This window comes from Actinoplanes sp. NPDC051405 (genome assembly GCF_055586185.1).
In genome coordinates this window covers 190,519-208,276 of record NZ_JBVJIR010000009.1, presented here as the reverse complement: position 1 = coordinate 208,276, position 17,758 = coordinate 190,519, and the positions used below count along the sequence as shown (strand labels likewise).

Sequence of the window (17,758 nt, the reverse complement as noted above, 5' to 3'; positions counted from 1 at the left end):
TTCATCACGGCCGGTCCTGACGCGGACTCGGGTCTTCGAGGGGTGTCTCCCCGGCTGGGGACGTGCCTTGTTTGAGGTTTGTCGCTGTTGCCGGTGATTTGCCGGAGCGCTCGTTGGTGATGAGCTCCTCCAGCCAGCGGACCTCGCGCTCGCAGGCGTCCAGTCCGTGGCGCTGTAGTTCGAGGGTGTAGGCGTCGAGGCGGTCGGACGCGCGGGCGAGAACCTCACGCAGCCCTTCCCGGCGTTCCTCGATCCGGCGGCGGCGGCCCTCGAGGATCCGCAGCCGCGTCGCCCGGTCGGTCCGGGAGAAGAAGGCGAAATGCACGCCGAACCCGGCATCGTCGTACGTCTCCGGGCCCGCCTGGGCGAGCAGCTCGGCGAAGCGTTCCTTGCCTTCGGCGGTGATTTTGTAGACAACCCGGCCGCGCTTGCTCGTCAGCGGGGGAATGATCTCGGTGTCGGCCGCCTCGGCCTCACCGATCCAGCCGGCCGTCTGCAGCCGCTTCAAAGTCGGGTACAGCGTGCCGTAGCTGATCGCCGCGCGGATGGTGCCCAGCTTGGTGGCGAGCTCCTTGCGCAGCTCGTAGCCGTGCATCGGGGATTCCTGGAGCAGTCCGAGGATCGCGAGTTCCAACAAGACGCCCACCCCCTTCACTGCTTGCCACGATGTATCGGCCCGATACATCGTCACCGTAGATCGGGATACGGTTCACCGCAAGGGCGGTCATGCCTGCGCAGTCGCCGCGCCACGCTGTGTGATGACTGTCGCCGTACGGGTGCGGACCGCGTACTCTCTTCGCCATGCGTACGCAGCGGCAGGTGGTCGACTACTCGCTTCAGAAGCGAGCGCTGCTGCGTGACGTGCACAACGGCAAGGTGGGGACGCTGGAAGTCTGCGACGCGTCGCCGTACCTGAAAAACGCAGCTAGGTTCCATGGCGAGCCGACCGACGACCGTTGTCCGGTCTGCCGTCGCGACAACCTCACCCTGGTGCATTACATCTACGGCGATGAACTCAAGCAGTCCGCCGGGCAGGCCCGCAAGCTCGCGGAGCTCCCGGTCCTGGCGATGACGCTGCGTGAGTTCCAGGTTTTCGTGGTCGAGGTGTGCCAGTCCTGCGCGTGGAACCATCTGATCGAGCAGTACCTGCTCGGCCGGGACGCGCTGACCCCCGACGAACTGGACCAGGGCGGGGCCGTCGCCTCGTCCGCCTCGGGCCGCCACCGCGAGACAGGGTCGTCGTCACATCGCCGGGAGGGCCGACAGTGAGCGGCCTCAACGTCGCTAACGTGGACACGACCCCGACCGATACGGGCATCCAGCGCCGCAGTCGGTCATTCTTGACATCCGACAGGGCGGCTGCAGACCCGCAGCCCAGAATCGTCCGCCCGTGGCAGCGCCTCCGAAGCCCCTCCAGGGCTTCTCTGGTGCGCCACCGCGACCGGTAGGTGTGACCGAATGAACTCGTACGGCGACCAGCAGTCTGCGCGTGCCCGGGCCCGAGTGCCCGGGCCGTCCGCTGCATCCACGCCTGACGACGACCAGTCCGGCTACGACGAACGGCCCTCGCCCGACGCCTACCGGCGTCCGGCCGGCGGTCGGGCGAGCGTCGGCGGCTCCGCGCCGCGTGGCGCCGCCTCCGTCGGTGCGGCCGCGGTCGGTGGCCGGGCCTCCGTCGGTGGTGCGGGCCGGGCGTCGGTCGGGGCAGGCACGGGATCCGTGGGTTCGGCCCGCGTCGGCGGCCGGGCCTCCGTGGGTGGTCCCTCGGATGCCGCACCGGGCTACGGCAGCCGCGGCGCTGTCGCGCGCGCGGCCGTGCGGCCGGTGTCCCCGGGCGTCGGCGGGCCGGGTGGCCCCGGCGATCCGGACGGTGCCGGGCACGACAAGCGGGGCAGCGCCGGCAAGATCCTCACCAAGGCCTCCAAGCGCCGCCGGCGGACCAACATCCTGACCGCGGCCGCCGCGGTGCTGGTCATCCTGCTCGGCGCCGGTGTGGTCGGCGGCACCTACTTCTTCGACAACGTCGACTTCAAGGAGCCGACCGCCGAGGCGCAGACCACCCAGTTGCTCGCGGGCGACAACAAGACGGTGCTCGCCTCGCTGGGTCAGTTCAATCGGTCGATCGTGCCCGACGGCAGCATCAACCCGCTGGTCAAGCTCGCGGTGGTGTCGGCCGAGGACAAGGGCTTCTACAAGCACAACGGCATCGACATGAAGGGCATCGCCCGCGCCGCGTGGAACAACTTCACCGGCGGCGACACCCAGGGTGCCTCGACGATCACCCAGCAGTACGCGAAGTACGCCACCAAGCGCAAAGAGATCACGTACAACGTCAAGCTCCGTGAGGCGGTCATCGCCCGCAAGATGGAGGACGAGTACACCAAGGACGAGATCCTCGGTCGCTACCTCAACTCCGTGTACTTCGGGCGGGGCGCGTACGGCGTCGAGGCCGCCGCGAAGGCGTACTTCGGCAAGTCCGTCCTGACCCCGATCGGCCAGAAGAACGCGATCACGGCCGGCGAGGCCGCGGTCCTCGCCGCGGTGATCAAGCAGCCGGAGCCGACGGCCACACACAAGGGCTACGACCCGCAGAACAGCATGCCGGACGCCCTGGACCGCTGGCGGTACACGGTCGGCAACATGACCGAGCTGGCCCTGCCGGCCGGGCTGCCCGCGGCCGGCGTGCCCGCGGGTATCAATCCGCCGACCGAGTACCCGAAGACCTGGAAGAAGTGGGACCCGGACAAGTGCACCACCACGTGCGCTAACAACAAGCCGAGCGCCAAGATCGTCAAGTACGTGAAGCGCGAGCTGCGCGACATGGGCATCAGCGACGCCGAGCTCAACCAGGGTGGCCTGCAGATCCGCACCACGATCAACCCCGAGGTGCAGGAGCAGGCCGAGAAGGCGGCGAACGCCCAGAGCAAGAAGTCGCCGCTGAACGGGATGGCCTCCACCTACAAGTCGGCCCTGGTCGCCATCAACCCGGAGAACGGCCGGGTGCTTGCTTACTATGGCGGCCCGGACGCGGCGAGCTGGGACTACGCCGGTCCGAACTACACCGATGACGGCAAGACGTTCATCGGTGGCGGCCGGCCGCCGGGCTCGACGTTCAAGATCTACACGCTGATCGCCGCGCTGAGCGACGGCTACGGCATGGACACGATCTGGGACTCCACGCTGAAGAAGGTCAACGGCGGCGGCAAGATCAGCAACTCCGGCCGTGAGGGCGGAAACCTCAAGTGCCCGAACCCGAAGGCCTGCACGCTCGAGGTGTCCACCGAGCAGTCGTACAACTTCACCTTCTACTGGCTCGCCGACAAGCTGGGCCCGGAAAAGGTCATCGACATGGCCCACAAGGCCGGCATCCAGCTGATCGGTGACCCGGAGACCACAGCCCGCTACGACCTCAACAAGCTGAGCGAGGCCGAGCTGAAGAAGAAGGGCTACGGCCGCGAGGTCGGCTTCGGCCAGTACGCGATCACCGCGCTCGACCACGCCAGCGGCGTCGCCACGATCGCCAACGACGGCGTCTACAACAAGGCCCACTTCGTCCGCTCGGTGTCGCAGCGCGACCCGAAGACCGGCAAGTTCGTCGCAGTCAAGAACACTGGCGAGAAGCTCGACCCGCAGAAGGCGTTCAGTCCCGACGTCGCCGCCGCGGTGCAGAACGTCATGCAGAAGATCCCCGGGATCAACGGCATCAGCCTGGACAACGGCCGCAAGGCCATCGGCAAGACCGGCACCTGGGAGTTCACCGGCAAGGGCGGTAAGCCCGGCGAGAACGGTGACGCCTGGATGGTCGGCGGCACCAAGGAGATCGCGGCCTCCGTCTGGGTGGGCCGCGAGAAGGTGAACAAGAAGACCAAGCAGATGGAGCTGTTGCCGATCTTCAAGCGCAACGGCAAGCCCATGAACGGCGGCTCCATCCCGGGCGAGATCTGGAAGATGTTCCTGGACTCCGCCTCGAAGGCGATCAAGGCCGAGAACAAGCCGTTCCTGCCGAACTCGACCGCGTTCGTCGACCCGAGCAAGAAGGGCAACGGCGTCGAGCCGCCCCCGCCGCCGCCCCCGCCGGCCGGCGATCCGCAGAACCCGTTCTGCGGGATCTTCCAGCAGTGCGACAACAACAACAACGGAAACGGCAACGGGAACGGCGGCAACGGTAACGGCAACGGCAACGGCGGGCCCGACAACGGCACGCCGGGCATCAACTTGCCCGAAACGCCGAACGGGGACACCGGTAACAACACCGATGGCGGTGGCGGACAAGCCGACGAGAACACCGACGACGGCAACTGACGTCCTCGACACCCGAAGTGGCGCCCTCTCTCCGGAGGTGGGCGCCACTTCGCTTTTGTGACGTTGTGGCCGGACTGTGCCGTAGGGCGTCTCCTGCCCGTCCGGCGCATGCGGCATGATGCCAAAGCATGAGCGCGCCATCGTCTGAGGAGACCGACCGGTCTGACCTGCCCGCCGAATCGGACGGCTTCGTCCGAGGGCTGTCCCAGGCCATCGGCGGACCGCTCGGCGAACACGCCGTACGCCCGGAAGCCCGCCGGGGCCGGTTCTGGACCGTGCCGCGGATCGTCCTCGGGCTGCTCTGCCTGACGCTGGCGCTGAGCTGGGTGCAGAAGTCCCCCTGCCAGGACGGCGACTGGCAGAAGAACGTCCAGTACACCCGGTTCTGCTACACCGACGTGCTGGCGCTGTACTACGCAGAAGGGCTGAACGAGGGCAAGGTCCCGTACAGGGACCACCCGGTGGAGTACCCGGTGGTCACCGGCTACTTCATGGGCGCGCTCGGGCTGCCGGTGCACGCCCTCGGCGAGAAGTACCCGCAGATCAACCAGGGCAAGTGGTTCTACAACGCCAACGCGCTGGTGCTGTCGGCGCTGGCCGTCGCCTCCGTGGCGATGATCCTGGCGCTGCGCCGCCGCCGGCCCTGGGACGCGGCGATCTTCGCGCTCTCCCCGATCGTGCTGGTCACCGCGACGGTCAACTGGGACTTCCTCGCCATCGGCCTGGCCGTGTTCGGTCTGTACGCCTGGGCCAGACGCTGGCCGGTGGCCGCCGGCCTACTGCTCGGCCTCGGCGGTGCTGCCAAGCTGTGGCCGCTGTTCATCCTCGGACCGCTGTTCGTGCTGGCTCTGCGGGCCAAACGCATGCCGCAGTTCTGGACGGCGACCGCCACGGCCGTCGCCGCCTGGCTGATCGTCAACATCCCGGTCGCCGTGCTCTACCGCGACAGCTGGATGCGCTTCTTCGACCTGAACCGGGAACGGCCCATCGACTGGGGTACGTCCTGGTACATCGGCCGCTACCTGGACACCAAGTGGAACACCGGGGTGGCCGGCGACCAGGGCCCGTTCCAGTGGCTCAGCGACCACGTCCCGGTGCTCAACAACGTCTCGTACGCGCTGACTGCGCTCGCCTGCCTCGGTGTCGCCGCGTTGTGTCTGCTGGCCCCGCGCCGGCCCCGGCTGGCCCAGCTCGCGTTCCTGGTGGTGGCCGCGTTCCTGATCTTCAGCAAGGTCTGGTCCCAGCAGTACGTGCTGTGGCTGCTGCCGCTGATCGTGCTGGCCCGGCCCCGTTGGGGAGCGATCATCGCGTGGACGGTGGCGGAGATCGGCTACTTCGCGGCGTTCTACGCGGAACTGCTCGGCGCGGGTGGCAAGCCGGTCATCCCCGAGGGCACGTTCGTGCTGGCCTCGAGCCTGCGGCTGATCACGGTGGCGATCCTGTGCGGGCTGGTGATCCGCGAGATCTGGCGGCCGGAACTGGACGTGGTCCGGCACAACTACCGGGACGACCCCGACGGCGGCGTGCTCGACGGCGCGCCGGACGCCGGCTGGATCGAGCCGCTGCGCCGGCGGCTGCGGGTGGCACCACGACCGGCCGTCGACGACAGCGCGCCGGTCGCGCCGCCACCGACCCCGGTGGCTTGAGCTCAGTCCAGGTAGAAGACCACGGAGTTGTCGTCCAGGTCCTCGCGGCGGATGCCGAGGGTCTCCACCGGCACGTCACCCGAGCGTTCCCACGGCGTGCCGACAACCTCCGCCCGCAACAACAGGACCGTGCCGATCCGGCGCTGCCGCAGATACTCGATGCTCGCCACGTCCGGGAAGGTGGCCACCGAGCGGCGCAGCTCGGACTGACGCTGCGGTGCGAACCCACCGCTGCCGTTCGCCACCTCCTGGAACCGTGACGTCGACCAGAGCATGACGGTCTGATCGGTGAGCGCGGTCGTCGGCAGGACCAGCATCGGACCGGTGAGGGTCCGCATCGCCGTGGGCTGCGCCGGCACCACCGGATGCGCGGTCGCGTTCCACGTCTCGACCAGCACCAGCAGCAGCGGCACGAGCGTCGCCAGCCGCAGCCACGGACCGGGCCACGGCGGCACTCGGTGCGCGGCCAGATGCTCGGCCCGGCGCACGAACTCGGCGACCGCACCCGCGGCGAGCACAGCCAGCAGCAACGTCACCCACAGCATCATCCGGCCGGGGATCCGCACCCCGAAAGACGCCGGCAGATGACCGAAGAGCGGCAGATAGGACCAGCGGCCCTCGAAGAACGTGGTGCCGACGGTGAGGATCACGCTGACCACAACAGCGACGAGCAGCAGCAGGCGTTGCCACATCCGCCAGACGGAGAACACCAGGCCGACCAGCGCAAGGGCGTAGAGCACGAACCCGGGCAGCAGCGCCATCTCGGCGGGCCAGCCCAGTGACTGGCGCGGAACGGCATGCGGGGCGCCCCAGATCCGCGACTCGGCCGGGCCGATCAACAGCGACCGCAGCGGAGCCGAGAAGAACCGGATCTCGGTGCCGGCCGGACCGGTGTCCGGCACCCGCAGGTACGGCAACGCGATCAGCAACCCGACCCCGGCGAAGATCAGCGCTCCCAGCAGATCGGTGACCAGCAACCGCCACCCGAGTACGGGCCGCGGCGACCGGCGGCGCAACCAGCGGACCAGCACCACCAACCCGACGACGACGATGAGCAGGGCGAGGACATAGGCGAACGGCAGACCGAGCGAGAACCCGAGAGTGACCTGCCACGTCGCGACGAGCCAGCCCACCGTGGCCCAGCCGGCGTGGCGGCGGTCGGGGCGGAAGCCGTACCGCATGGACCAGCCATGGCCGCGGGCGAGCATGGCCAGGGCGAGCGGGATGCCACCCGCGGAAATGATGTCGAGGTGGCCCTCCTGGGCCAGCCGCCACGGCGCGTAGGCGAAGGCGACCGCCCCGACGATGGCGCCGGTGCGGCCGGCACCGAGCTGACGGATCAGGGCGTAGCCGCCGATGGCCAGCAGGGCGTGGGCCAGCACGTAGAGGATGTTGTAGCGCAGGACGGCGGCGAGCGGGCCGCTGCCGATCATGCCGGCCGGGGCATAACCGAGCAGGCTGCTGCCGAACGCGTAGCTGTAGGCCTCGGGGAAGAAGGCGTTGGACTGCCAGAGCCGGGCCGGCTCAGTGATCAGGATGTGCCCGGCCCAGGACACCTGCCACGCCTGCCGCGACGGATCCCAGATGTCCTGCGGGAACGTGTGCAGGGGGTAGCGAAGGGTGGGCCAGGTCAGCAGGACGGCGAGCAGCAGGGAGCCGTAGACGACCAGGGCGTACTCGTGGATGAGGGCGCGGCCGAGAGCCCGGGTGGCCTTTCTCATGCGGCCGGGGGCGCGCTCGGAGGTTTCGGCGAAGGCGGTCCACGGGTCTGGTGGGGCGCCGGGTGGGCGGGTGGAGGGGAGTTTGGACTTTCGGCGGCGGGTGGGCTTTCCGGTGGGGGCTTCCTGGTCGGTCTTTCCGGTGCCTTTGCTGTCGCCTTTGCCGTCGCCTTCGGGGGTCCTGTCGCTCTTGTCCTTGTCGGCGTCCGCCTTCGAGGCGTCCTTGGTGTCGGTCTTGGTGTCGGTCTTGGTGTCATCGGCCTTCGCGGGGTCTTTGGTGACTGTCTTCGCGGGGCCTGACTTTGCGGTGTCGTTGGCGGTGGGTGCGGCGTCGGTCTTGGTGCTGTCCTTGGCGGTGGGCGCGGCGTCAGTATTGGTGCTGGTCTTTCCGCCAGGTTCGGTGCGGGGGGCGTCGTCGCCGGTGGCTGTGGTGTCGCGGTCCGGCGGGGCGCCGACCTTGTCCGCCGCAGAACCAACCTTGTCCGCTGCCGCGCCGGCCTTGGTTTTTCCCTCTGCGGCTGCGCTCGACGGCTTGGCCGGAGGGATCAAGTCGGGCGGCAGGCCGTTGGTGGGGAAGACGCTTTCGTCAGCGACCGGCGGGTTGGGCCGGGGGCTTTCCACCGCCGGGTTGCGCGATTTCGCCGAGGGATCCGCACCGGCTGCCGACGGGTCCTTCGTGGACTGGGAGCCGGCGAAAGGATCCGCCGCCGAACCGCTGTGCGGCGGCACCGCGGGCCGCAGGGCAGCCGGCGCGACCGCTGCGGACTTTCCGGCACGGGCCCTTCGCAGACCAGCCCACCGCCGGACCGGCTTGGTCGGCGGACGGGCGCTGTCGCCCATCAGGGCGGCCGCGCTGGATTCCGTCGCCTGCGCTGTGACCGCACCAGCATCAGTGCCACCCGATCCGGTCGCACCCGATCCGCTGGCACCCGATCCGCTCGGGCTCGGTCCGCTGGCACCCGATCCGCTCGGGCTCGGTCCGCTGGCACCCGATCCGCCGGCACCCGGTCCGCTGGCACCCGATCCGCTCGGGCTCGATCCGCTGGCACCCGATCCGCTCGGGCTCGATCCGCTCGGGCTCGATCTAGTCGCGCCGGATTCAGCCGCGCCGGATTCAGCCGTACCCGGTCCGGTCGCGGACACTGCGCCCGTTCCCTCGCTCGAACCGGCCGCGCGCTCCCCCGGCCCGGATCCGCCCGCGGTCGGGTCGGCCCCGCGCTGCGGCGGCTGCTCGGTCGTCATGCTGCTCCCTTGTGCCGCTGCGTCAGCTGGCCGCCCTCTCGCGCAGCAGCGCGATGTCGGCGGATTGGCCTTCCACGCCGCCTGGCGTCTCCACGATCGCCGGGGCGCCCGCGGCGCGGATCGCCGCCACGACCAGCTCCGGGTCGATCTTGCCATTGCCGAGGTTGTCGTGCCGGTCGCGGCCGGAGTCGAAGCTGTCCTTCGAGTCGTTGGCGTGGATGAGATCGATCCGGCCGGTGATCGACTTGACCCGGTCGACGATGTCGAGGAGCTCTTCGCCGCCCGCGTGCGCGTGGCACGTGTCCAGGCAGAACCCGGCTCCGAACTCGCCCACGGCGTCCCACAGGCGGGCCAGGTTGTCGAAGCGGCGGGCGATCGCGTGGTCGCCGCCGGCCGTGTTCTCGATCAGGATCGGCAGCGGCAGGCCGCCTTCCTTCTCCGCGTACGCGAAGGTTTTGCGCCAATTGTCGAATCCGACGGCGATGTCGTCGCCGGCGTTGACGTGGCCGCCGTGCACGATCAGGCCGCGCGCGCCCACCGCGGCCGCCGCACGAGCGTGGGCCAGCAGCAGCTTGCGGCTCGGGATGCGGATCCGGTTGTTCAATGTGGCCACATTGATCACGTATGGCGCGTGGATGTAGACGTCCACGTCGGACGCCTTGAGCGCCGCGGCGTCCGGGCGCTCCGCCGGGGCCTTCCAGCCCTGCGGATCAGCGAGGAAGAACTGGACGGCGTCAGCACCGCGGGCGGCGGCCGCGTCGAGGGGTTCGGCGGGATCGACATGGGCTCCGATGCGCATGGGTCCGAGCCTACGACGAGGGTACGACGGTCACCGGCCGTCGCCGTCTGACGACCGTGCGCGTCACCGCCCTTGTCGGCGCGTCGTTAATCGAGCGGATCACACATACCTACGTACCGGTGCCAATCGGTGCGAGCTGGGAGATGGTGCATGTCGCGGCAAGTCCGAAACCGTGTGACGGCGACGGCGCTGGGCGGGTTTCTGCTCGGTGCCGCGCTGCTCACGACCGGCACGGCCAACGCCGACCAGGTCGAGGGTGGTGGCCGGCAGGTGGTCTTCGCGGGCGGCGGGGTGCTCGGCCTCTCCTGCAGGTCAACGCCGTCCGTCGAGGTCATGACCGTGCCCGCGGACGGCCGGGTGCGGCTGGTCAACCGGACCGGGCACGGCGCCCGGCTGCGGCTCAACGGCGAGTCCCGGGGCACGATTCCGGACGACGGCTCGACCGAGGTGGTCTTCCGTCGCGGCACGACCGCGGTCACCCTCGATCCCAGTTGCGCGATCACGGATCAGGCGACGCCGGTGCTGGTCACCGCTTCGCCGACGCTGACGGCCAAGCCCGACCCGATTCCCGCGCCGGTGGACACGACCACCGATCCGGCCGATACGCCCACCACGCTCGATGCCCCGGCCGCCACGACGGGCACGCCGACCGACAGCGGCTCCACGCTGCCCGACTCGGTCGCGCCGGCGACGCGCCCGCAGCGGTCGTCGACCACGACCGCCGGGCGGCCGGCGACGATCCGGCCGGGCACGTCGCACGCCGGCAGCGTCGCAGCCCAGGCCGCGACCACGGCGGCACAGGCCATGCCGCAGGGCGGTGCGGCTCCGCGGATCAAGACCAAGATCCCGACCCGGGGTACGGCGGGAGCAGCGGTTCCGGCGTTCTCGGGGATGCCGCCCGGTGACGACAAGACGATTCTTCCCGGCGTACCCACGCTTGATCTGCCCTCGTCGCCGACGGCGGCCGCGCCGGAGCTCCCGGCCGGTCCGTCCTCCGGGATCGTCGCGGCGGAGCCGGTCGCGACGATGCGCCCGCTGCCGGAGTCGCAGCCGATCGGTTTGCTCGCGGTGATCGCCACGGTGAGCGTGCTGGGCGTAGCAATCGGAGTAATTCGGGCAATTGTGTCGCAACGTGCATCTCGGGCAAGCGTCGCGTAGACTACTCCTCAGCAAGCTCCGCGGGGCGGCCGTTCCAACCTCATCGGTGTGGTCGTTCCTCCCCAGGTCCCACCCAGCGAATGCGGACCGGACGCCCCGCGGCTTCCACCTCGAAGGGCCTCGTCTGTGGACGGGGCCCTTTTTGGGCGTCGGGCCGGCTCCGGGTATGCTGGCTCGGTTCGCAACAGGTCTGCCGTGGGCGCCGCCCACGGTTTTCTGTTGCGGGCGACACAAGACCTCCTGCCACGGAGAGACCGTGGCCGTTCAGCCCACAGGAGGTGAGAACGTCTTGCGTCATTACGAACTCATGGTGATCCTCGACCCCAGTCTCGAGGAGCGCACCGTTGCACCGTCGCTCGACACGTACCTGAACGTGATCCGCACCGCGGGCGGCTCGGTGGAGAAGCTCGACGTGTGGGGCCGTCGCCGGCTCTCGTTCGAGATCAACAAGAAGGCCGAAGGCATCTACGCCGTCGTCGACCTGCAGGCGACGCCGGAGGCCGTGGCCGAGCTGGACCGTCAGCTCCGGCTGAACGAGTCGATCCTGCGTACCAAGGTCATCCGGCCCGAGACCCGCTGACGGTCGTTTTTGTCAGGGGGCTCTGGGAGCCTCCTTGCGAAACGCATGAAGCGGCGAGGAGAAGATCATGGCAGGAGAAACCACCATCACGGTCGTCGGCAACTTGACCGACGATCCTGAGCTGCGCTTCACCCCCTCGGGGGCGGCGGTCGCCAAGTTCCGCATCGCTTCGACGCCGCGGACGATGGACCGGCAGTCGGGCGAATGGAAAGACGGCGAGCCACTCTTCCTCGCGTGCAACGTCTGGCGTGACGCTGCCGAGCACGTCGCCGAGTCGCTGCAGCGTGGCGCTCGGGTGATCGTGCAGGGCCGGCTGCGCCAGCGGTCCTACGAGACCCGCGAGGGCGAGAAGCGCACCGTCTATGAGCTCGAGGTCGACGAGATCGGCCCGTCCCTGCGCTACGCCACGGCGAAGGTGCAGAAGATGTCCCGGTCCGGCGGCGGCGGCGGTGGGGGCGGCTTCGGCGCCTCCGGCGGCGGCGCTGGTGGTGGCAACCGGCAGCCCAGCGGCGGCGGAGGCGGCAACAACTTCGACGACCCCTGGGCCACGGCGGCCCCGGCTTCCAGCTCTCGTCCCGCCGCTGGCGGCGGTGGCGGCAGCAACTCCTCGTTCGACGACGAGCCACCTTTCTAAACCCGTACGGGTCATGATTTCAGGAGTCAAGAGCTATGGCTAAGGCTGCGGCACTTCGCAAGCCGAAGAAGAAGGTGAACCCGCTCGACAAGGACGGGATCACCTACATCGACTACAAGGACACCGCGCTGCTGCGCAAGTTCATCTCCGACCGCGGCAAGATCCGCGCTCGGCGGGTCACCGGCGTGACCTCGCAGCAGCAGCGGCAGATCGCCCGCGCGGTCAAGAACGCCCGTGAGATGGCGCTCCTGCCGTACACGGCCACGGCGCGCTGAGGGGAGGCACCGATATGAAGATCATCCTCACGCAGGAAGTGTCGGGCCTCGGCACCCCCGGCGATGTCATCGAGGTCAAGAACGGCTACGGCCGTAACTACCTCCTGCCGCAGGGCTTCGCGATCCAGTGGAGCAAGGGCGCCGAGAAGCAGGTCACGGTCATCAAGCGGGCGCGCGACGCCCGTGAGATCCGCGATCTGGGCCAGGCCAACGAGGTCAAGGGCCAGCTCGAGGGCCTGAAGGTCACCCTGACGGCGCGCTCCGGCACCGGCGGCCGCCTGTTCGGGTCGATCACCCCGGCCGAGATCGTGGACGCGGTCAAGTCCGCCGGCGGTCCGGCTCTCGACCGGCGTCGCCTGGAGCTGACGGCCCCGATCAAGACCACGGGCGCCTACAAGGTCCAGGTCAAGCTGCACCCCGAGGTGACCGCGTCGTTCCCCGTGAACGTCGTCGCCGCCAAGTAACACGCTTCACGCTGAGCGCGCCGGCCCTTCGGGGTCCGGCGCGCTCTGTCGTTTCCGGGGTTTCGCTTGTCAGCTGAGGGATTGACCGGTGATGGCGGAGGTCAGCACGGTCGCCAGGCCGCCGCCCATCACCGCGGCGGCGAGGCCGACACTGGCTGCCTTCCAGGAGCCGCTCGCCCAGCGCAGGCCCACCGCCACGAGCATGCTCAGCACCAGGGACAGGCCGAACTGCGGGGCGGCGCCGGCCAGGGTGTCGAGCGCGTGCGCCTGCTGGCTGCCGTTGAGCACGAGCATGTAGAGCACGAAGAGGACGACCGGCACGCCGTACCAGACGACCGTGTAACCCACGGCCGCGAGCGGACCGCCGGTGTCCTCCTCGAACTCCTCATCCGGTTCGAGCAGGTCGTTCTGCCGCGCCGACGGCGACGGGAGCGTGCTGACCGGGCGCCGCTCGTAGGTGCCGGCGGCCGAAGCCACGGCCCCGCGCGGCGGCCACTGGGTGTCCGGCGGGTCCTGCCACCGAGCTCCCGTACGCTGAATGACCTCCGTGGCGCCCTCGGCGGCCGAGTTTGCAGCCGGGACCTTCACCGACGCCGCAGCACCGTTCTTCGACGGCGGCCGGAACGGCACGAAGTCAGCCGTGCTGATTCGCCGCGACTCACCGTCGGCCAGGTCGCCGTCGGTGCCGAGCTCGCGCCGCCAGTCCCCGGTGCTGTGCTCGCGGTAGGTCGCCGAGCCGCGGCCGGGACCCTCCGCCTCAGCCTCCCGCCACGCCCCCGGCTCACGGGGGCGGATCTCGGTGACCGCGTCGCTGACCAGCGGTGGTTCGCCCTGCTCGGCGCGCAGCTGGTTCCGCCAGGCGTCGGCCCGGGCGGCGGCTTGGGCATCGGCCCGCCAGGCACCGGGCTGGGACGACACCGGCGCGGCCGCCGTGCCGGACACGGGACGCGTGGGTGTGCCGCCGTCACGGCGCAGCGAGTCGGGTCCGGGCACGGACGCAGCGCCGCGGGGCCGCTGGTCCGGCGGCGCGGACATCGGATCGACATCCCGCTGCCAGGCTGCCGGCTGCGCGGAAACCGGGCGGCCTGCGCCGTCGTAGGCCGCTTCATCGAGATCAGGTGCGATGGCCCGCCGGCGCTGGTCGGGCGGCTGGTCGGTCTCCCGCGACCGGTATCCGGGCGCGATGTCCTCGTCGCGGTCCCGGGTCGCGGGCTGGGCGGACACGGGCATGTCCCGCTCGCGGTCCCACGCGCCCGGCTGGGCTGACACCGGCGCGCCGCGGTCCCATGCGCCGGGCTGGGCTGAGACCGGTGCGTCGCGGTCCCACGGGCCGGGCTGGGCCGATACGGGCATGTCGCGCTCGCGGTCCCAGGTGCTGGGCTGCGCTGAGACGGGCATGTTGCCGTCGCGCTGTCGCGTGAGGGCCTGCGGGGGGATCGGCCTGGTGGGTGATTCGCCGTCGCGGCGCCAGATCTCGGGGTCGAGGGGCGGTTCCGCGCTCGCCGTCAGTTGCAGACGCGTCGAACGGGGCTCGGCCGTGCGGCGCCGGCCACCCTGGTCCTCGTCGGCCGGCTCACCGCGGAAGCGCGCGGACTCGTCCCGATCACGGCGGGAGACCGCCTCGCTGCTCTCGATGGCGCGTCGGCCGCCACCGTTACCGCGATCGTCGTCACGGGGACCTCGGCGCGGGCCTCGGTCATCGTCCTCGTCTTCCTCGTCCTCGAGCTCCTGCCGGTGCCACTGGCCGGTGTCGCTGTCGCGCAGCCACACATCCGACTCGGGGTCCCGGTTCCAAGCGCCGGACGCGAGTTCCTGCTGCCAGCTGGTGTCACGTTCGCGCCGGCGGCCCCGGTCCGCGTACTCCCGGGGGGATTCCGGTCCGCGCTCGAACTCCGGGCGTGACCGTCCGCGCGGTCCTTCCGGGCCGCGGGGGATGCCGCCGGTGCGCTGGCCGCCCTCGACGCCTCGCCCGGGCTCCGGGCCGCGCGGCGCGTCGATGTCTCGCCGGTCCCGGCCACGGCGTGGCTCGGGACCGCGGGGGGCCTCGAAGTCACGCGGCGGCTCAGCTCCGCGCCACGGGTCTGCTCCTGGCTCGGCTCCGCGCCACGGCTCCGGTCCCGGTTCGGGGGCACGGTAGGCGTCCTGACCACGGCGAGGGGCCGGGCCTGTTTCGGGCACGCGGTAGGGCTCTTGGTCGCGGCGGGGTTCCGGACCGGCTTCGGGGGCGCGGTAGGGCTCCTGGCCGCGGCGTGGGTCGGAACCGGGCCAGCGCTCGATCTCACCACCGCGCGGCGGTGCCGGGGTCTGGAAGGCCTGCGGCGCCTCGATCTCGCGGCGCCGCGGTCCTGCGTCGGCGCTACGGCCGTTCGGTGCACCCTGCTGCCAGGAACCGGTGTCTGTGCGACCGGTTTCGGGGCCGCGCTGCCAGGAGCCGGTGTCTGTGCGGCCGGGCTCGACTCCACGCTGCGAGGAACCTGTGTCTGTGCGGCCGGGCTCGACTCCGCGCTGCCAAGAACCTGTGTCTGTGCGGCCGGTTTCGGGGCCGCGCTGCCATGACCCGGTGTCGGTCCGCCCGACTTCCGGACCGCGCTGCCAGCTGCCCGTATCGGTGCGGCCATTTTCGGGTCCGCGTTGCCAGGAGCCCGTGTCTGTGCGGCCACTTTCGGGTCCGCGCTGCCAGGAGCCCGTGTCTGTGCGGCCACTTTCGGGTCCGCGCTGCCAGGAGCCCGTGTCTGTGCGACCACTTTCGGGTCCGCGCTGCCAGGAACCGGTTTCGGTGCGGCCGTTGTCCGGTCCGCGCTGCCAAGAACCGGTGTCTGTGCGGCCGGTTTCGGGTCCTTGTCGCCATGAACCCGTGTCGGTTCGGCCGTTGTCCTGCTCGCGCTGCCAGGAGCCCGGCTCGATCCGGCTCTGGCGGTTGCCGACCTCGGTTTCGCGCTGCCACGAACCCGTATCCGTGCGACCGGATTCCACGCCGCGCTGCCACGAGCCGCTATCGCCGTTCACACCCGGGTCGCTGCCGCCTCGGCGGCCGGTGGTGTCTGCGTCGCGCTGCCAGCTGCCGGTGTCCGTACGGCTCTGCCAGCTGTCCGGGTCGCGGTCACGTGGCTGCAGGGGCAGCGGGATGACGCCCGTCTCGGCGGCGCTCTGCGCCCACGGGTCGACTGCTGGGCCCGGCTCCGGGTCGCGGCGCCAGGAGCCGGTGTCGCGCCGGCCATCGGCGCGGGCCTCGTCGCCGCTGCGCCATCCCTCGGCTGCCGGCGGCGTGCGCCAGCTGTCCGTGCGGGGCTGATCCGTGCGGGCTTGATCAGCGCTGCGCCAGCTGTCGGTCACCGGCGGACTGCTCTGCCAGCTGCTCGTGGTGGTGCTCGTACGCCAGCCGTCCGGCGCCGGCGGTTCGGTGCTGCCGCGGCGCCAGCTCGGTGCGTCGGTGGTCGCCGGGTCCTGGAACGCGGGCATGCTGCCGGTGTCGGTGTGCCCCGCCCAGTTGTCGGCTTCGGAACGCGCCGTCCACCCCGTACCCCCGCTTGTGCGAGAGCCCACATCGGGGGCCCGGCGGCGCCCCACCTGGGGCGGGCCGTCGGCCGGTCGCGTCTGTCCGGCGGCCGATTCGCGCCAGGCCGCGCGGTCGTCCTCGCGGACGAGGTGCCGGCCGTCGTCGACGGGTGCCGACCAGCTGCCGGAGTGTGACGTCGGGGCGCTCGGCTGGGGCGTCTGCCAGCTCTCGGCCGGCCGCGCGGGCTCACGCCAGGACGGCTCGGCCGCGGGCCGGGGCGTCTCGGCGAAGGCCTGCCAGCTCGGTCGGCTGTCCCAGGACGGCCGGGCGTCGGGCTGCCGGGGCGGGGGCGCGTCGGCGGGCTGCCACGACGGGGTGGCGCTGGAGGACGTGAACTGCTGCCACGCCGGCCGGTCCTCGCTGCGCGCCGACTCCCACGGTGGGGTCGCGCTGGGCTGACTCTGCCGCGGCTCCCCGGGCTGCTGCCACGACGGGGTGGCGTCCGGAGGCTGCCAGCTCGGGGCCGAGCCGGCCTGGTCGTCGGTCGCGGGAGTCGGCCACGCCGTGCCGGAGATGGCCGGGAGCCGGGTCGGGGCTTCCGCCTGCGGCGGGATGACGGCGTCGGCGTCGCCGCTCTGCCATGCCTCGGTGGTCGTGCGCCAGCCGTGCGTGCCCGAGGCGGAACGCCACTCGGTCGTCTGCCGCCAGCGGGCGCTCTCCGCGGTGGAACGCCATTCGGAGGTCTGGGTGCGCCAGCCGACGCCCTCGGCCGGCAATGCGGGACGGCCGGTCGCCGCTACGTCGGACCATCGACTCACCGTGCCCGAGGACTCACCCGGTGTTTCGGGATTCTGCGCCCAGGCATCGGCCCGCAGCGACCAGGCCACAGCCTCGGGAATCGGCTGCATGCTGCCGGTGTCGGCCGGCGAGCCGGTGCCCCAGACGGTGGCTCCAGGCTCCGCTTTAGCGGACGAATCGGGATCTTCCGGGCGGTTTGTGGGTGTCCAGGAGTCCGACGCGCTTCTTTCGCGCGGCAGGCGGGCTCCGTAGTCCCACTCCCGTTGGTCCACCAGAAAAGCGTGACGTGCGCGCGTCCGATCTGCAATGTCTTGGGACGACAGCTTGCTCACGATGGCGTTCTTTTTATCTCTCCACACGGTGGGGACGACAAAAGTGCTGCTCAGATGGGCGCGCCTCCCGGAATCCCCAGGCGTTGTACACAGGCTGTGCACAGGGCCGCGCACAGGAGGAGGCGGGTTGTCCACAGGTTGTCCCGAGGCTCGTCCACCGGCCCGCTTGGGTCTGTGACGTGCGGCTTCGTATGGTTACCCGCGCCGGATCAGGTCCCTCTTCGTGGCCTGGGCCGACTTTTCCGGTGAATCTGTGGTCCCCGTCACTCACCTGGGGGTCCTGCTCACCCGAAAGTGTCGTACCCGGGCTGTTT

The 17,758-nt window shown here is 70.7% G+C and carries 12 protein-coding genes; 8 read left to right on the top strand and 4 right to left on the bottom strand.

Annotation, left to right across the window (positions count from 1 at the left end; translation table 11 throughout):
* Nucleotides 1-4 precede the first annotated feature (4 nt).
* Nucleotides 5-637, bottom strand: coding sequence for a PadR family transcriptional regulator (locus ACZ6S4_RS20935; protein ID WP_465476643.1), 633 nt, complete (start codon nt 635-637; stop codon nt 5-7).
* 164 nt (nt 638-801) lie between these two features.
* Between ACZ6S4_RS20935 and ACZ6S4_RS20930 the strand changes: the two genes are divergently transcribed.
* The 3 genes from ACZ6S4_RS20930 to ACZ6S4_RS20920 all read left to right on the top strand — a co-directional run bounded on the left by ACZ6S4_RS20930 (nt 802) and on the right by ACZ6S4_RS20920 (nt 5,948).
* Nucleotides 802-1,269, top strand: a complete 468-nt coding sequence (locus ACZ6S4_RS20930; RefSeq protein WP_212992388.1) for a DUF5318 domain-containing protein — start codon at nt 802-804, stop codon at nt 1,267-1,269.
* Nucleotides 1,270-1,458: 189 nt separating this feature from the next.
* Complete coding sequence (locus ACZ6S4_RS20925; RefSeq protein WP_465476539.1) at nt 1,459-4,302, top strand: transglycosylase domain-containing protein; 2,844 nt, start codon at nt 1,459-1,461, stop codon at nt 4,300-4,302.
* A gap of 128 nt (nt 4,303-4,430) precedes the next feature.
* Nucleotides 4,431-5,948, top strand: coding sequence for a glycosyltransferase family 87 protein (locus ACZ6S4_RS20920; protein WP_465476538.1), 1,518 nt, complete (start codon nt 4,431-4,433; stop codon nt 5,946-5,948).
* 2 nt (nt 5,949-5,950) lie between these two features.
* Here the strand turns inward: ACZ6S4_RS20920 and ACZ6S4_RS20915 are convergent, their stop codons facing one another.
* Nucleotides 5,951-7,669 carry a hypothetical protein gene (locus ACZ6S4_RS20915; protein ID WP_465476642.1) on the bottom strand — a complete coding sequence of 573 codons (1,719 nt, stop codon included), beginning with the start codon at nt 7,667-7,669 and terminating at the stop codon, nt 5,951-5,953.
* 1,261 nt (nt 7,670-8,930) lie between these two features.
* Entirely contained in the window at nt 8,931-9,707 is a 777-nt protein-coding gene (locus ACZ6S4_RS20910) for a deoxyribonuclease IV (protein WP_465476537.1), read from the bottom strand.
* A gap of 150 nt (nt 9,708-9,857) precedes the next feature.
* On the opposite strand from ACZ6S4_RS20910, the gene ACZ6S4_RS20905 reads away from it, so the two are divergent.
* From ACZ6S4_RS20905 to rplI, 5 genes are all read left to right on the top strand, one after another.
* A complete protein-coding gene (locus tag ACZ6S4_RS20905) occupies nt 9,858-10,865 on the top strand; it encodes a hypothetical protein (protein WP_465476536.1) in 1,008 nt (335 codons plus the stop codon).
* Nucleotides 10,866-11,154: 289 nt separating this feature from the next.
* On the top strand, nt 11,155-11,445 hold the full coding sequence (gene rpsF, locus ACZ6S4_RS20900; RefSeq protein ID WP_023563150.1) for a 30S ribosomal protein S6: 291 nt from the start codon (nt 11,155-11,157) through the stop codon (nt 11,443-11,445).
* A 67-nt stretch (nt 11,446-11,512) separates the two neighbouring features.
* Nucleotides 11,513-12,079: a single-stranded DNA-binding protein gene (locus ACZ6S4_RS20895; protein ID WP_465476535.1), complete on the top strand. Its 567-nt coding sequence runs from the start codon at nt 11,513-11,515 to the stop codon at nt 12,077-12,079.
* Between the two features lie 35 nt (nt 12,080-12,114).
* Nucleotides 12,115-12,354 carry a 30S ribosomal protein S18 gene (gene rpsR, locus ACZ6S4_RS20890; RefSeq protein WP_007073789.1) on the top strand — a complete coding sequence of 80 codons (240 nt, stop codon included), beginning with the start codon at nt 12,115-12,117 and terminating at the stop codon, nt 12,352-12,354.
* A 14-nt stretch (nt 12,355-12,368) separates the two neighbouring features.
* Nucleotides 12,369-12,818 carry a 50S ribosomal protein L9 gene (gene rplI, locus ACZ6S4_RS20885; protein WP_465476534.1) on the top strand — a complete coding sequence of 150 codons (450 nt, stop codon included), beginning with the start codon at nt 12,369-12,371 and terminating at the stop codon, nt 12,816-12,818.
* 69 nt (nt 12,819-12,887) lie between these two features.
* Here the strand turns inward: rplI and ACZ6S4_RS20880 are convergent, their stop codons facing one another.
* Nucleotides 12,888-17,222: a hypothetical protein gene (locus ACZ6S4_RS20880; protein ID WP_465476533.1), complete on the bottom strand. Its 4,335-nt coding sequence runs from the start codon at nt 17,220-17,222 to the stop codon at nt 12,888-12,890.
* Nucleotides 17,223-17,758 lie beyond the last annotated feature (536 nt).

What these genes read in the sequence shown, in the direction of transcription:
- ACZ6S4_RS20930 (WP_212992388.1), top strand. Translation starts at nt 802, where the DNA reads ATGCGTACGCAGCGGCAGGTGGTCGACTACTCGCTTCAGAAGCGAGCG.
- ACZ6S4_RS20925 (WP_465476539.1), top strand. Translation starts at nt 1,459, where the DNA reads ATGAACTCGTACGGCGACCAGCAGTCTGCGCGTGCCCGGGCCCGAGTG.
- ACZ6S4_RS20920 (WP_465476538.1), top strand. Translation starts at nt 4,431, where the DNA reads ATGAGCGCGCCATCGTCTGAGGAGACCGACCGGTCTGACCTGCCCGCC.
- ACZ6S4_RS20915 (WP_465476642.1), bottom strand. Translation starts at nt 7,669, where the DNA reads ATGAGAAAGGCCACCCGGGCTCTCGGCCGCGCCCTCATCCACGAGTAC.
- ACZ6S4_RS20910 (WP_465476537.1), bottom strand. Translation starts at nt 9,707, where the DNA reads ATGCGCATCGGAGCCCATGTCGATCCCGCCGAACCCCTCGACGCGGCC.
- ACZ6S4_RS20905 (WP_465476536.1), top strand. Translation starts at nt 9,858, where the DNA reads ATGTCGCGGCAAGTCCGAAACCGTGTGACGGCGACGGCGCTGGGCGGG.
- ACZ6S4_RS20895 (WP_465476535.1), top strand. Translation starts at nt 11,513, where the DNA reads ATGGCAGGAGAAACCACCATCACGGTCGTCGGCAACTTGACCGACGAT.
- rpsR (WP_007073789.1), top strand. Translation starts at nt 12,115, where the DNA reads ATGGCTAAGGCTGCGGCACTTCGCAAGCCGAAGAAGAAGGTGAACCCG.
- rplI (WP_465476534.1), top strand. Translation starts at nt 12,369, where the DNA reads ATGAAGATCATCCTCACGCAGGAAGTGTCGGGCCTCGGCACCCCCGGC.
- ACZ6S4_RS20880 (WP_465476533.1), bottom strand. Translation starts at nt 17,222, where the DNA reads ATGCAGCCGATTCCCGAGGCTGTGGCCTGGTCGCTGCGGGCCGATGCC.